10 protein-coding genes are annotated in these 14,113 nt (G+C 64.5%); 6 read left to right on the forward strand and 4 right to left on the reverse strand.

What is annotated here, in order from left to right:
* Positions 1 to 29: 29 nt before the first annotated feature.
* The gene (locus AB4Y81_RS02675; RefSeq protein ID WP_231949043.1) at positions 30 to 1,388 is read right to left on the reverse strand and encodes a glycosyltransferase 87 family protein; all 1,359 of its coding nucleotides are present in this window, start codon (positions 1,386 to 1,388) and stop codon (positions 30 to 32) included.
* A 132-nt stretch (positions 1,389 to 1,520) separates the two neighbouring features.
* On the opposite strand from AB4Y81_RS02675, the gene AB4Y81_RS02680 reads away from it, so the two are divergent.
* Positions 1,521 to 2,696: an acyl-CoA dehydrogenase family protein gene (locus AB4Y81_RS02680; protein ID WP_441995087.1), complete on the forward strand. Its 1,176-nt coding sequence runs from the start codon at positions 1,521 to 1,523 to the stop codon at positions 2,694 to 2,696.
* 37 nt (positions 2,697 to 2,733) lie between these two features.
* On the opposite strand, the gene AB4Y81_RS02685 is transcribed toward AB4Y81_RS02680, so the two are convergent.
* Entirely contained in the window at positions 2,734 to 3,348 is a 615-nt protein-coding gene (locus AB4Y81_RS02685; protein ID WP_441995089.1) for a TetR/AcrR family transcriptional regulator, read from the reverse strand.
* Between the two features lie 144 nt (positions 3,349 to 3,492).
* On the opposite strand from AB4Y81_RS02685, the gene AB4Y81_RS02690 reads away from it, so the two are divergent.
* From AB4Y81_RS02690 to AB4Y81_RS02705, 4 genes are read left to right on the forward strand one after another with little or no spacing between them, the layout of a single operon-like run.
* Positions 3,493 to 4,827 (forward strand): ABC transporter substrate-binding protein, encoded by a 1,335-nt coding sequence (locus tag AB4Y81_RS02690; protein ID WP_441995090.1) that lies wholly within the window; start codon positions 3,493 to 3,495, stop codon positions 4,825 to 4,827.
* Entirely contained in the window at positions 4,824 to 5,771 is a 948-nt protein-coding gene (locus AB4Y81_RS02695; protein WP_018776761.1) for a carbohydrate ABC transporter permease, read from the forward strand. Before AB4Y81_RS02690 ends, AB4Y81_RS02695 begins: the two co-directional genes overlap by 4 nt.
* Positions 5,768 to 6,682, forward strand: coding sequence for a carbohydrate ABC transporter permease (locus AB4Y81_RS02700; protein WP_039242474.1), 915 nt, complete (start codon positions 5,768 to 5,770; stop codon positions 6,680 to 6,682). The genes AB4Y81_RS02695 and AB4Y81_RS02700 overlap by 4 nt, the downstream gene beginning before the upstream one ends.
* Positions 6,683 to 9,769 carry a glycoside hydrolase family 2 TIM barrel-domain containing protein gene (locus AB4Y81_RS02705; protein ID WP_441995092.1) on the forward strand — a complete coding sequence of 1,029 codons (3,087 nt, stop codon included), beginning with the start codon at positions 6,683 to 6,685 and terminating at the stop codon, positions 9,767 to 9,769. It begins immediately after the preceding gene.
* A gap of 75 nt (positions 9,770 to 9,844) precedes the next feature.
* Here AB4Y81_RS02705 and AB4Y81_RS02710 read toward each other — a convergent pair whose 3' ends face one another.
* Positions 9,845 to 11,215, reverse strand: a complete 1,371-nt coding sequence (locus AB4Y81_RS02710) for an MFS transporter (protein WP_441995094.1) — start codon at positions 11,213 to 11,215, stop codon at positions 9,845 to 9,847.
* Positions 11,212 to 11,745 carry a winged helix-turn-helix transcriptional regulator gene (locus tag AB4Y81_RS02715; RefSeq protein WP_110503806.1) on the reverse strand — a complete coding sequence of 178 codons (534 nt, stop codon included), beginning with the start codon at positions 11,743 to 11,745 and terminating at the stop codon, positions 11,212 to 11,214. Before AB4Y81_RS02715 ends, AB4Y81_RS02710 begins: the two co-directional genes overlap by 4 nt.
* 161 nt (positions 11,746 to 11,906) lie before the next feature.
* Between AB4Y81_RS02715 and AB4Y81_RS02720 the strand changes: the two genes are divergently transcribed.
* Complete coding sequence (locus tag AB4Y81_RS02720; RefSeq protein ID WP_441995096.1) at positions 11,907 to 14,024, forward strand: phosphocholine-specific phospholipase C; 2,118 nt, start codon at positions 11,907 to 11,909, stop codon at positions 14,022 to 14,024.
* Positions 14,025 to 14,113: the final 89 nt, after the last annotated feature.

Genomic DNA, 14,113 nt, shown 5'->3' on the forward strand with positions numbered 1-14,113 from the left:
CGGGGCAGCTCAACTGGACTTGGGGCTGCTCAGTTGCGGACTTGGGCTGCGGCCCACTCCCGCAGCCGTGTGGGAACGTCCGGCACCTCGTCAGTGCGGATAGCGTTCCGGCGCAGCGCCCCAAGCCAGCACGCAAGGATGGCGACGGCGCAGAAAACGCCGGCGCTGGAGGCCATGATCCACACACCGGGCGTCTGGACGTTCAGGTCAGCGGCGCCGAGCATTGTGCCGATGGTCTTAGGCGAGAAGAAGAACACCAGGGTGGCGAGAACGAGAACAGCTGACATCACCGTCCGCTGGGCCTTCAGGCGCACCGGGGTGTCCTTGATGGTCCAGGCAAACGCGGGCAGGACCACGGCCATCCAGACCCAGTGGTGAGACCAGGAAACCGGGCTGATGAGGAGCATGGCCAGGGCTGTCGTGGAGACGGCTACGACCCGGGCACCCTGTTGGCTCGCTGCCCTGATCAGGAAGGCCGCCAGCACCAACGTGCCCAGGCTCAGGGCGAGCCAGGGCAAGGTCACGGCATCCTGGGGTACTCCGAAGTGCAGCAGCGCACCCTTGATGGAGAGGTTGTCCACGTAGCCGGCCCCGCCGATCCGGGAGGTGTCGGGCAGGATCTCCAACCAGAACTTCAAGGACTCCGCCGGGCGCACGACCCAGCCAAGCAGGACGGTAAAGGCGAATCCCAGGGACATGTTCGCCAGGCCACGCCAGTCTTTGCGCATCAGGAAATACAGTCCGAACACCAGGGGTGTCAGCTTGATGCCTGCGGCGACACCCACCAGGAACCCGCTTGCCCGGGAACCCCTGCGCCTGGAGAGCACCAGCAAGTCCAGCACCATGAGGCCCATCAGCAGGATGTTGATCTGGCCAAAGGCCAAAGTCTCGCGCCACGGTCCCAGGAAAAGGATCGCAAGGAAGAGGGCTGCAGCAATCCAACAGCCCTTCGTGGAGGAGAGCGCGCCCCGGAGGTCTGTCTTGGATGACCAGTAACGGACAATCGTGACCGCCACCCATCCGGCCACGGCCACACCGGCAACGTTGAAGAGGTTGAGGGCCACGGATTGCGGCAACCGGGCCAACAACCCAAACACCAGCGCGGCAAAGGGCGGGTAGGTGAAAGGAAGCTGCGGACCACCGGCCGTCGCCACGGTTGGCCCATAAAGGTCCGAGGGTGAGGCACCGGCCTGGTTCAGGATGCTTCCACCGAACCAGTACACGCTGAAGTCCAGGCCCTGTTTGGCCCATTCGGCGAGCATGATCCACACCGGAAACACCACCGCCGCCACGGGCAGCAGTCGCAGCAGCACCGAAGACGTCGGCGCAGTTCTTTGTGGTCGCGAGGCGGCCGCTGTGGCCCTTGGATCGACGTCAGGCAGTGCCATACAAAATCCCCCAAAATAGCAAAGTCTCAATGGGGGAAGTGCGTCGCCCCCGCACCCATCCTACTGAAGGGCCTCCAGACATCCGCTGAAGCGGGTGGAGCTCCGGCAGCTGCGGGCGCCTACGATGCTGGAATGAGAGATTCAACGACGAACACCTCCGACATCCTCGCCCTGGACTCCTTGCTTTCGGATGAAGAGCTGGCCCTTCGCGATAAAGTCCGCGATTACACCAGCCAGCGGATCCGCCCGAACATCTCACGCTGGTACGAAGACGCGGTCTTTCCCCGGGAGATCGCTCCTGAGCTGGGCGAGCTCGGCGTCCTGGGCATGCACCTGGACGGTTACGGCTGTCCCGGCCGGACCGCCGTCGAATATGGCTTGGCAGCCATGGAGCTGGAAGCCGGCGATTCCGGCATCCGGACCTTCGTCTCGGTGCAGGGTTCACTCGCCATGACCGCCATCCACAAGTGGGGCTCGGAGGAGCAGAAGGAGCAATGGCTCCCCCGGATGGCTGCGGGCGAACTGATCGGCTGCTTCGCGCTGACCGAACCGACGGCAGGATCCGATCCGTCGTCCATGACCACCGAGGCCCGTGAGACATCCGAGGGCTGGATTCTCCACGGCGCCAAGCGCTGGATCGGCCTCGCCTCCATTGCCGATGTGATGGTGGTGTGGGCAAAGACTGATGACGGCATCCGCGGCTTCCTTGTTCCAGCCGGGACGGACGGCGTCACCGCCACGCCGATCGAGCCCAAGCTCTCCATGCGCGCGTCCATTCAGTGCGATGTAACGTTCGACGCCGTTCGGCTGGGGCCGGCGGCAATCCTCCCGGGTGCCCTGGGACTGAGGGGCCCGTTCTCCTGCTTGAACGAGGCACGCTACGGAATCGCGTGGGGCGCCATGGGGGCGGCGCGTGATTCCTACGAGGCCGCACTTTCCTACGCCGCTGACCGTTTGCAGTTCGGGCGACCGTTGTCCGGCTATCAGCTCACCCAGGAGAAGCTGGTGAACATGCTGCTGGAAATCCAGAAGGGCACCATGCTGGCCCTTCACCTCGGCCGGTTGAAGGATGCCGGGCAGCTCCAGCCGCAGCAGATTTCCATGGGCAAGCTGAACAATGTCCGGGAAGCCATCAAGATCGCCCGCGAAGCCCGCACCATCCTGGGCGGCAACGGCGTCACACTGGACTACTCGCCCCTTCGGCACGCCAACAACCTGGAATCGGTAAGAACGTACGAGGGCACGGACGAGGTCCACACCCTGATCCTGGGCCAACACATCACGGGCATCGGGGCGTTCCGCGGCTGACCTGCCCACGCGGCTGCCCCAACTGGCCTGCTGACCCCTAGTTGGGTTCCGGGAGGATCACCAGTTCCAGGTAGCCGCGAAGGCCCTTGGCCACGTCCACCTGGTCCGGGGCAAGGAGCCATTGGGTTTGGAGTCCGTCCCAGAGAGCCACCAGGGAGGTCRCAGCTTGGTCCGGATCCACGCCCGGGCGGAGCCTGCCAACAGCTGCGAGTTCCTCGAACCGCCGGCCGTAGCTTGCGCGCAACCGCTCGTAGCGCTCGGTGAAGTAGTCCCGGCCAGGGTGCTCATCCGTGACCGATTCGGCGCAGAGGACCGTGTAAAGCTCAATCACTCCGGGAATGTCCTCGTTGTAGAGGGCCGTCCGGATGACGGAATCGGCCAAGCCCTCTTCCATGTCGTCGGGGAAAGCGCCACTGGTGATCTCGTCCCGACGTTCCAGGACGGACATCAGGAGGTCGCGCTTGGACGGGAAATAGTGCAGCAAGCTTGTCTGGCTCATCCCTGCACGGTCCGCGACATCCTGCAGCGATCCCCCGCGGTAGCCACGTGCAGCGAACACCGCATGCGCAGCGTCCAGAATCGTCTGGCGCCGTTCCTCGGATTTCGCGTAAGGGCCGCGCTTCGCTGCGCGGGCCACGTCCTTTGTGGTCATGGCTAGCCAGTGTACGCGGATCCCGGCCTCTCTTGAAATTCGAGTGACCACTCGAATTATCTGTTACCGTGGTCACAATCGACGTGCCGGGGCCCGCCCTCCGGGTGCCGGCAGCGTCAACCTGACACAAAGAGGTGAAGGCTCATGACCCGTTTCACTCGAAGACAACTTCTGGGCGCTGGCCTGGGCACGGCAGCCATGGGGCTGCTGTCCGGCTGCGCAACTCCGGGAACCCAGTCCGTGAACAGTGCACCAACCATCCCCACCGCCAGTGGTCCTGTGCGGCTTACGTATTGGGCTTGGTTGAAGGACTTCCAGAACGTTGCCGACATCTGGAATGCAGCGAATCCAAACATCCAAGTGGACGTCGTCTGGATCCCCGGCGGCAACGCAGGCGGATACCAGAAGCTCTACTCGGCGCTGGCGGCCGGGGGTGGCCCGGACCTGGCGCAGGTTGAGCTGCGGTCGATTCCGGAGTTCATGCTGGTCAACGGACTGGTGGACATCTCCCGCTACGGAGCCAACGACCACGCGCACCTCTACGACCCCACTTTGTGGAAACAGGTCAGCTACACGGGCGGCGTCTACGGAATACCCCAGGACTCAGGTCCGATGGCCATGTTCTACCAGCCGGCCATTCTGGACAAGGTGGGTGGAACTCCCCCGAAAACCTGGGACGAATGGGCCGGACTGGCCCGCGAGCTTCGTTCCGTGGACACGTACCTGGACTGCTTCCCGATCAGCGACGCCTCACCCTTCGCTTCTTTCGCCGGACAGGCAGGAGCCGCATGGCTGCGTCCGGAGGAGGATGGCTGGGTCATCAACATGACCGACGACGCCACGCTCAACACCGCGCGCTTCTTCGACAAAGCGATCGACGACGACCTCGTCACCACTGCGTACGGTGCCTTCTCACCGGGCTGGTTCGCTGCCGCAGGCAAGGGCGGCATTGCCTCCACCGTCACCGGCAGCTGGGGCGATGCCCTGGTCGAGGGCGTCAGCGGTTCGGAGGGAAAGTGGCGCGTCGCCCCCATGCCCACGTGGGGCGGCACCGGATTCGGCTCCAGCTACCTTGGCGGTTCCACCGCAGCCGTCCTGGCCAACAGCAAGCACCCCAAGGAAGCGGTGGAGTTCGCCGTCTGGCTGACAACTTCGAAAGAAGGCATCGACGCCGAGATCAAAAACAGCGGCATCGGGTGGTCGCCGAATCCCGATTTCATTGGCACGGACCGGCAACAACCTTCGGCTTTCTTCGGCGGCCAGAACTACAACCAGGACATCTTCGTCCCGGCAGCCCAGCAGCAAAACCCTGACTGGTCCTGGTGGCCCGTAACCCAGCAGTCCTTCAACATCCTCAGTGACGGTTTCCGGAAGAAGGCCTTCGGGACCTCCCTGGTGGACTCGATTGCCGCTTCCGAGCATCAAATCATCACCGTTTTCAAGAACAAGGGCCTCACCATCCGGAAGGAAGCGGCATGACGACCACCCGTATGGCACCTACCGCAGAGCGTCACGAAGAAGCACCCCGCCGGGGCAAGCGCACCGGCGCAGCGGCGCGCGCGCCCTGGCTTCTCCTGGCCCCGTTCCTGGCGCTTTTCGCACTCACGTTCCTGCTGCCAATTGTGGTGGCGATCCTCTCCAGCTTCACCAAGGTGACCAGGAGCGGGCTCTTCGGGGAGGCGGGCGTGACCAGTGAGTTCGCCGGGTTCGGCAACTATGCCCAGGCTTTGGCAGATGGCAGTTTCGTGGCATCGATCGGCCGCATGCTGCTGTTCGGCATCGTCCAGGTTCCCGTCATGATCGTCCTCTGCACTGTCCTGGCTTTGATGTTGGAATCGGCATCGGCCAAATGGCCCGGCTTCTTCCGCGCCGCCTACTTCATGCCCTACGGCGTTCCCGGCGTCATTGCCACCATCCTGTGGTCCTTCCTCTATGTGCCCGGCCTCAGCCCCCTGTTCGACGCGGCCAAGCTCGTCGGCCTTACCCCTGACTTCCTGGGCGCCAACAGCGTGTTGTGGTCCATCGCCAACATCGTCACCTGGAGTTACACCGGCTACAACATGCTGATCATCGTGGCGCAGCTCAAGGCCATTCCGGTGGAACTCTACGAGGCGGCAAAGGTGGACGGAGCGTCCACCTGGCGGGTTGCCCGCAGCATCCAGCTTCCCCTGATCCGTCCGGCCCTCATGCTCACCACGGTGTTTTCGATCATCGGCACCCTGCAGTTGTTCGCTGAAGCGCAGGTCCTCAAAACCGTGGCCCCTGCCATTGACAGCCAGTACACGCCCAACCTGAGCGCCTACACCACGGCCTTCGCCTACAACGACTACAACGTCGCGGCCGCCCAGTCGGTCATCATCGCCGTCGCCGCCTTCACCCTTTCGTTCGCCTTCCTCGCACTGACCAACAGGAAGTCATCATGACCGCTACAGCTACCAAGTCACCCGCGACAGCCGCTGCCAAGGCCCGGTCCGCGGGTCCGGACCGATCAGCCGGACGACGCCGGTCGTCCACCATCATTGTCACCGCCCTTTTGGTGGTGGTTGCCCTCTACTTCCTGATTCCCGTGTACTGGGTCTTCGTCGCCTCCACGAAGTCCACGTCCGACCTTTTCTCCACCAATGGCTTCTGGTTCGCTCCCACGTTCTCCCTGTGGGAAAACATCGGCCGCGTAGTCAGCTACGACAACGGAATCTTTGGCCGCTGGTTCCTGAACTCGGCCATCTACGCCGGCGTCGGTGCACTCCTGGCCACGTACTTTGCGGCAGCAGGCGGCTACGCCCTGGCCAAGTACGAGTTCAAGGGACGCAACCTGGTGTTCGGCACCATCCTCGGCGGCGTGCTGGTTCCCGGTACAGCGACGGCGCTTCCGTTGTTCCTGTTGTTCAGCCAGATGGGCCTGGCCAACACGTACTGGAGTGTGTTGTTGCCTTCGCTGGTCTCGCCGTTCGGTCTGTTCCTGTGCAGGATCTACGCGCAGGCAACGGTGGACACTTCGCTGATCGAGGCCGCCAGGATCGATGGCGCCGGCGAACTCCGCATCTTCCATACCATCGGGCTCAAGGTACTGACCCCTGCGCTGGTCACGGTGTTCCTGTTCCAGCTGGTCGGTATCTGGAACAACTACTTCCTGCCGCTGGTCATGCTCTCCGACTCCGAGCTCTACCCCATCACTTTGGGCCTGAACAACTGGCTCAGCCAGGTGGACCGCTTGCCCGAATTCTACGAACTGACCACGGGCGGGGTGCTGCTTTCCATCATTCCGCTCAGCATCGCCATGATTGTCCTGCAGCGCTTCTGGCGCGGTGGACTGACAGAAGGAGCCGTCAAGTAAATGACCATCTACCAAACAGCCGGCTACATCACGGATCCAGGGCCGGGCACGGGCAACCGCCTCCCCGCACGGAGCTGGCTGCACAGCGATGCGCCCGCTCTTTCATTGAACGGCCAGTGGCGGTTCCGCCTGCTGCCCGGGGCGCCGGGTACCCCGGGCGGACGCGGCGTCCTCCCTGCGGGCGAAGCAGTGGAGGGTGTTGCCGCAGAGGACCTGGACGATTCCGGCTGGGACCGGATCCCCGTTCCTGCGCACTGGGTGTTGGAGGGGGACGGCGCCTACGGGCGGCCCATCTACACCAACGTCCAGTTTCCGTTCCCCACGGATGCACCCCATGTCCCGGACGAAAACCCCACCGGCGATTATCGCCGGACGTTCGAGCTCCCCTCGGATTGGAACACGGCAGACAGGACAGTACTGCGTTTCGACGGCGTCGAGTCCCGCTACAAGGTGTGGCTCAACGGAACAGAGATCGGAGTGGGGACAGGCAGCCGCCTGGCCCAGGAATTCGACATCACTGACACCGTCCGTGCAGGCCTGAACGTCATAGCTGTCCGCGTTCATCAGTGGTCCGCTTCAAGCTACATCGAGGACCAGGACCAGTGGTGGATGCCCGGCATCTTCCGCGACGTGACACTACAAGCCCGGCCACGGAAGGGTCTCGACGACGTATGGTTGCGGACGTCCTTCACCGCCGGCGCCGGGATCATTGACCCGGAGATCACGGCAAGTGAGGCCGCCTACCCGGTTCGCCTGTCCGTCCCCGAACTGGAGGTCGACGTCGTCTGGAACTCCGCTGCCGACGTCGCCCCGGTGGCGGTTCCCGCCGTCGAGCCTTGGTCCGCGGAGGTTCCGCGCCTCTACAACGCGACGGTGGCCAGCGAAGGCGAGACCGTTTCGCTGCGGTTGGGCTTCCGGACCGTGGAGATCCGGGGCGACCGGTTCCTGGTGAACGGCCGGCGCGTGGTGTTCCACGGTGTGAACAGGCATGAGACGCATCCGGACCGCGGCCGCGTGTTCGACGAGGACTTTGCCCGCGCGGACCTGGCCATGATGAAGCAGTTCAACGTCAACGCGATCCGCACCAGCCACTACCCGCCGCACCCCCGCTTGCTGGACATCGCGGACGAACTGGGTTTCTGGGTGATTCTGGAATGCGACCTCGAGACCCACGGTTTCGAACGGCACGGCTGGGTGGGCAACCCCAGTGACGACCCCGCCTGGCGTGAGGCGTACGTGGACCGCATGGAACGCACGGTGGAGCGGGACAAGAACCATCCCTCCATCGTCATGTGGTCGCTGGGCAACGAGTCCGGTACCGGCGCCAACCTCGCTGCGATGTCCGCGTGGACCCACGCCCGCGATGCCGGCCGCCCCGTCCACTACGAGGGTGACTACACGGGCGCCTATACGGACGTGTACTCGCGGATGTACTCGTCCGTACCGGAAACAGAGGCGATCGGGCGCGATGATTCAGGCTCCCTCCTGCTCGGCTGCTCCGCTGCGGAGTCGGCCCGGCAACGCACCAAGCCCTTCATCCTGTGCGAGTACGTGCACGCCATGGGCAACGGCCCGGGCGCGATCGACCAATACGAGGACCTGGTGGACCGTTACCCCCGGCTGCACGGCGGCTTCGTCTGGGAGTGGCGGGACCACGGCATCAGGACCACCACCGCCGATGGCACGGAATTCTTCGCCTACGGCGGGGATTTCGGCGAGGTAGTGCACGACGGCAACTTCGTGATGGACGGCATGGTGCTGTCCGACTCCACGCCGAGCCCGGGCCTCTTTGAGTACAAGCAGATCGTCGCACCGATCCGCTTGGGCTTCTCCACCGAAACGAACGACGGCGGCACTCGCCGCTTCCTCTCCGTCGCCAACCTGAGGCACACCGCTGATGCGTCGGATGTGGTGCTGCGCTGGCGAACCGAGGTGGACGGCGTGCTTGGCGTGTCCGGGGAGCTCGACGTTGTTGATTCCACGGGCGCGTCACTCGGCGCCGGTGGCACGGCGCGCATTGAACTTCCACCGTTGGACAGTAATGGAAGCGGCGAACACTGGCTCACGGTTGAGGCGGTGCTCCGCAAGGACACTGCCTGGGCCGAGGCCGGGCACGTGATCTCCGCGGCACAGCTGGATATGGCGGTGACACGTCCCCGCTTGGCAGCCCCGCGACCCCTCGGATCGGCCGGACGGGCCATGGCGGCGGTGGATTCAACGCTCACCCTTGGACCTGCCCGGTTCGAAGAAGGACGCCTGGTTTCGCTGGCCGGGCTGCCGGTTGGCGGTCCCCGTCTGGAGTTGTGGCGCGCCCCTACGGATAACGACGCCGGCGCCGGACGCGGCAGCTACGACCTCGCTGATCCTTGGCTCAACAACGGCGACGGCGTTCCGGCCCCTTCCATGGAAACCGTCTGGCGCGCCGCTGGCCTGGACCGGCTCACGGGCCGGGTTGAAAAGGTGTCCGCCGACGATTCGGGTGTGGTGATCCAGACCCGCTACTCCGCAGCCGACACCGCCCGTTGGGTCTCCGTGGAGGAAAACTGGCAAATGTGCGAGGGCGAACTGTGGCTTCGCGTGGACATCGTACCGAGCACCGGTTGGGACGTTATCTGGCCACGGGTGGGCGTCCGCTTGGATCTTCCAGGTTCCGTAGATGGCGCGTCGTGGTTCGGCACGGGTCCCCGCGAGTCCTACCCCGACAGCATGCACGCGACACTGGTGGGACGGTATTCGGCAGGAATCGACGAGCTCGCAGTTCCGTACGCCAAACCCCAGGAGTCGGGTCATCGCAGTGCCGTACGGTCACTGGAACTGCAGGACTCCGGTAGTCCTTGGTTGCAGCTCAATGCCTTCCCGGACTCCCGTGGCCGCCTGCCGGGCTTCACACTTTCCCGGCACACAGCCCAGGAGATCTCCGCAGCCGCACACCAGCATGAGCTGCCGGCGAGCCAAGGCAGCTACCTGTACCTGGACGCGGCACAGCACGGCCTCGGGTCCAGGGCATGCGGACCGGATGTCTGGCCGGATTACGCCTTGCGGCCCGAAGCCCGTTCGCTGACCTTCCGGATCACCGCAGCGGGCTAGTACCCCTTCCGTTGTGGGGCCCGCTCTGCGCGACTCCAGAGGAGAATGGAGCGCAGAGCGGGCCCCGCAACATCGTCAGGCAACAGCGATGGGTTCCTTCTTCGCCGCGTCCTTGCGGATGGTGGCACTGATGACCGCAGCCACCGTGCACATGGCTGCCGCCCCCAGCCAGGCGTAGTTGTAGTGACCGGTGGCGTCGCGGATGAACCCGGCAGCCAGGGCGGCCGCAGCGGCCCCGAGCTGGTGGGCGGCAAACACCCAGCCGAACACCACAGAACCGTCTGCGCCGAACACCGAGCGGCAGATGGCTGCGGTGGGCGGCACGGTGGCTACCCAATCGAGCCCGTACACCACCACGAAGATGATCATGCTCGGTTCCACGGAGGAGCCCAGCAGCAACGGCAGCACCAGCAGCCCGATCCCCCGGAACTGGTAGTACACGGCCAACAGGACTTTCGGGTTGAACCTGTCGGTCAGCCAGCCGGAAGCGATGGTCCCCACGATGTCGAAAATCCCGACGACGGCCAACAAGCCTGCCGCCGTGGTTTCGGGCATGCCGTGATCGTGTGCCGACGGAATGAAGTGCGTGCCGATCAGCCCATTGGTGGTAGCTCCACAAATCGCGAAGCCCGCGGCCAAGGCCCAGAACGTCCGCACTTTGGCGGCCCGCTTGAGCACCTGCAGGGCTCGGACGGCAGCGTTCGCGGAGTCTTTGGGAAGCGCAAGCTCAGGCTTGCCGGACGCCGCAGGGGTGGCTCCGGCGTCGGCGGCGGGAACCACCGGTTCCTCAGCCCCATAAGGCAACACCCCGACGTCGGCCGGCGAGTTCCGCAACCACCGCAGCACCAGCGGTACCACCGCGAGCGCACCCGCAGCGATAAGGAGGGAGGCTCCACGCCACCCGGGGTTCTGCGCAAGGGCGGCAATGAAGGGCAGGAACACCAGCTGGCCGGCGGCACTTCCTGCCGTGAGGATGCCGATGACCAGGCCGCGGCTCTTGGCGAACCAGGTGTTGGCGATGGTCGCCGCGAAGACGAGTGCCATGGATCCCGTGCCCAGCCCGATGAGCACTCCCCACGTAAGCAGGATCTGCCAGGACTGGTTCACCAGGACCGTCAAAGCTGAACCCAGACCGATGAGGCACAGCGCCAACGCGGTTACCTTCCGGATGCCGAAGCGTTCCATGAGGGCCGCAGCGAAAGGTGCCGTCAGCCCGAAGAGAACCAGGTTGATGCTGACAGCCAAGGACAACACCGTGGTGGACCAGCCGAACTCCTGCTGCAACGGGACCATCAGCACGCCGGGTGCTGCACGGAAACCGGCAGCTCCAACCAGCGCAAGGAAGGCCACTGCCGCCACGATCCAGGCGGGGTGGAGACGGCGACGCTTGCGGGAAGGAAGCCGCGGCGGTTCGGTGGGGACCCCTGTGACGTCGGGAGCGGTCATGCGGGGATCTCCGTTTCAGAGGGAGCTGTTGTGCTTGCTTCAGATGGCGCCACGGCGAGCGGAACCGGGTGGTCCGTCCGCTTGAAGCTGTGCCAGCTCGTGTTGGCGGCGGTCAGGCGGGTGCCGCAGTGGGTGCAGGTATCGGCCGACGACGTCGCCTGTCCGCAGTCCGTGTGGATGACCCGCATGTGGGATACCTCGTTGGGCGCGTCCAAGTGTTTCTCAGCCCAGATGATGATGGCGTTCAGGACGGGCAGGGAGTCCTCGCCCTTGGCGGTGAGGACATACTCCTGCCGTGTGCGGCTCCCGTCCTGGTAGGGGCGCTGTGCCAGCAAGCCGGCCTCGAGCAACCATCCCAAGCGCTTGCTGAGGACTGTATCGGCTACTTCGAGCCGTTGCTTGATGGCGTCGAAACGGCCGTTGCCGAAGAAAATTTCCCGCAGCACCAGGCTTCCCCAAGGGTCGCCAAGGACATCAAGGCCACGGGCGAGGCTGCACGTGCGGGCAGACCAGTCAGAGCGAAGAGGCATGCGAACCAAGCTAGTTGACTTTCCTAAAGAAAGCTAGAGGATGACGGCGACACACCCTGCAGGTTTTGCCAGGTTCACTCACGGTTCATCTGGGGTGCCTACGCTTGCCGGGTCTACTCTGACCACGAAAGGCACCCTGAATGTCCTTGAACAACCCTGACATGGTGAAACGTTCAACCGAATCTCCCGGAATCTCCCGGCGTGGATTCCTCGGCACGGCCGCGGCAGCGACGGCGCTGGCGGCAGCCGGATCGCTGCTTCCCCCCTCCGTGCAGGCGGCGATGGCCAGGCCAACCCCGCCGGGGAGCCTGCAATCCATCAAGCACGTGATCGTGCTGATGCAGGAGAACCGCTCCTTTGACCACTACTTCGGTTCGCTCCGCGGAGTCCGGGGTTACGGCGACCATTCCGTCACCCGGCTGCCCAACGGAAAATCCATGTTCGAACAGCCACGGGCAACCGGGGAAACCATCCTGCCGTTCTCCCTGCGCAAGGCAGCCGAACTCGCGGGACGACCCGGAACCGACATCCAATACCTGGGTGACCTCGACCATTCCTTCAAAGGGACCACCCGGGCGTGGAACAACGGCTGGTGCGATCAGTGGATTCCTGCCAAGAGCGCATCCACCATGACCTTCTACGAGCGCCAGGACATCCCGCTGCAATACGAGCTCGCAGACACCTTCACCATTTGCGACGCCTACCATTGCTCCGTCAACGGCTCCACCAATCCCAACCGCAACTACCTCTGGAGCGGTACCACCGGCAAGGAGCCCGGCACGAACAACCGGGCTGTGACCAATGCGGCCTACGGCTATGACCACGGCGGCTACGACTGGACCACCTACCCTGAACGGCTGGAACAGGCCGGGGTCTCATGGAGGATCTACCAGGACTGGGACAACTTCACGGACAACGCCGTGGAGTACTTCCAGACCTTCAAAGTGATCGGGCGGAAGATGCTGGCTTCGGTTGACGGCAAGCTGCGCACCACCGAGGAGTTCTACGACCAACTGGCAGGCAAGACGGCCGACGAGCAGGAGCGTCTCCTGGCCCAGCTGGAGCAGGGCCGCGCCACCCTCACGGAGGCCGAAAGGTCGCTCTTCGACAAAGCCATGTGGCGTGGCCGCCCGGACACCCTCCTGGAGCGGCTCAGCGCCGACATCACCTCAGGCAGCCTCCCGCAGGTCAGCTGGTTGGTACCGTCGGCCGCCGACTCCGAACATCCCGGAGCCTCGACACCGGTGGGCAGCGCAAACTTCGTCTACCGCCTCCTGGATACGGTAGCGAGCAACCCCGAGACCTGGGACAGCACCGCGATCTTCCTCAACTTCGACGAAAACGATGGCTACTTCGACCACGTCCCGCCACCCGTCCAGCCGCGGCCGTCAACAGGCGAATCCGCCGACTGGACCACGGCGCTGCCCATCGGGCTGGGTCCACGGGTACCCATGACGGTGGTCTCCCCGTGGACGGTGGGTGGCTATGTCAGCTCCGAAATTTTCGACCACACCTCAGTCCTTCGCTTCCTCGAACGCTGGACCGGTGTGCAGGAACCCAATATCTCTCCCTGGCGCCGGGAAGTCTGCGGCGACCTGACCGGCGTCTTCAATTTCAGCTCGCCAGGTAAGCCCCCCGTTCTGGACCACCCCGCATCCGTGCCCGCCAAGATCAGCCGTTGGCGGCCCACCCCACCCGCCGTCCAAGTGGCGCCGATCCAGGAAAGTGGCACGCGCCCGGCCAGGCCCCTCCCCTACCGCCCGCAGGTTTCGGCCGCTGTGCTGCCCGGCAAAATCACCCTGGCACTGGGGAACTCAGGCACCCGGTCGACCCATTTCGCCATCTACGGTTACGCCGGCGAAGTCACGGAGCCACGGCATGTGGACGTCCTCGGGAATGCCACGGTGGAGCTCGCAACCGCCTCAGGCGGGTTCGACGTCGTCGTCACCGGCCCCAACCGTTTCCAGTACGAACTGAAGGGAACGACGGCGGGCGCGGCGTCCGGCGTCGACGTTTCAGTCAACGGACGTCGCGGCAACAAGGCCGTGGAACTGGAAGTGCGCAACAACGGCAAGGACACAGTGACCCTGATTCTGAAGTCGCTGCAGTACGCACAGGGCCACGAAAGTGTGAAGCTCAAAGCCGGGCACTCGAAGAAGATCGGCTGGGAAACCTTGAACGGTTGGTATGACCTGGAGGTCACCGCTGCCGAGGACGCCACGTTCCGACGCCGGCTGACCGGTCGCCAGGAAGACGGACAGGAAGGCATCTCCGGCTAGCGGACGATTGGCGCATCCTGCCCTTGTCCTGCCTCCTCACCGCAAAAGGGTGTGGCAGGCGGGCAAGGGCGGGGTGCCCTGCGTGGAGC

Origin of the sequence: Paenarthrobacter sp. TAF1 (assembly GCF_052113825.1) — a bacterium.
Taxonomy (GTDB): domain Bacteria; phylum Actinomycetota; class Actinomycetes; order Actinomycetales; family Micrococcaceae; genus Arthrobacter; species Arthrobacter nicotinovorans.

Bases quoted from the DNA above. Each gene is read 5' to 3' on its own strand.
- AB4Y81_RS02690 (WP_441995090.1), top strand. From the start codon at position 3,493: ATGACCCGTTTCACTCGAAGACAACTTCTGGGCGCTGGCCTGGGCACG.
- AB4Y81_RS02695 (WP_018776761.1), top strand. From the start codon at position 4,824: ATGACGACCACCCGTATGGCACCTACCGCAGAGCGTCACGAAGAAGCA.
- AB4Y81_RS02700 (WP_039242474.1), top strand. From the start codon at position 5,768: ATGACCGCTACAGCTACCAAGTCACCCGCGACAGCCGCTGCCAAGGCC.
- AB4Y81_RS02680 (WP_441995087.1), top strand. From the start codon at position 1,521: ATGAGAGATTCAACGACGAACACCTCCGACATCCTCGCCCTGGACTCC.
- AB4Y81_RS02705 (WP_441995092.1), top strand. From the start codon at position 6,683: ATGACCATCTACCAAACAGCCGGCTACATCACGGATCCAGGGCCGGGC.
- AB4Y81_RS02675 (WP_231949043.1), bottom strand. From the start codon at position 1,388: ATGGCACTGCCTGACGTCGATCCAAGGGCCACAGCGGCCGCCTCGCGA.
- AB4Y81_RS02720 (WP_441995096.1), top strand. From the start codon at position 11,907: ATGGTGAAACGTTCAACCGAATCTCCCGGAATCTCCCGGCGTGGATTC.
- AB4Y81_RS02710 (WP_441995094.1), bottom strand. From the start codon at position 11,215: ATGACCGCTCCCGACGTCACAGGGGTCCCCACCGAACCGCCGCGGCTT.
- AB4Y81_RS02715 (WP_110503806.1), bottom strand. From the start codon at position 11,745: ATGCCTCTTCGCTCTGACTGGTCTGCCCGCACGTGCAGCCTCGCCCGT.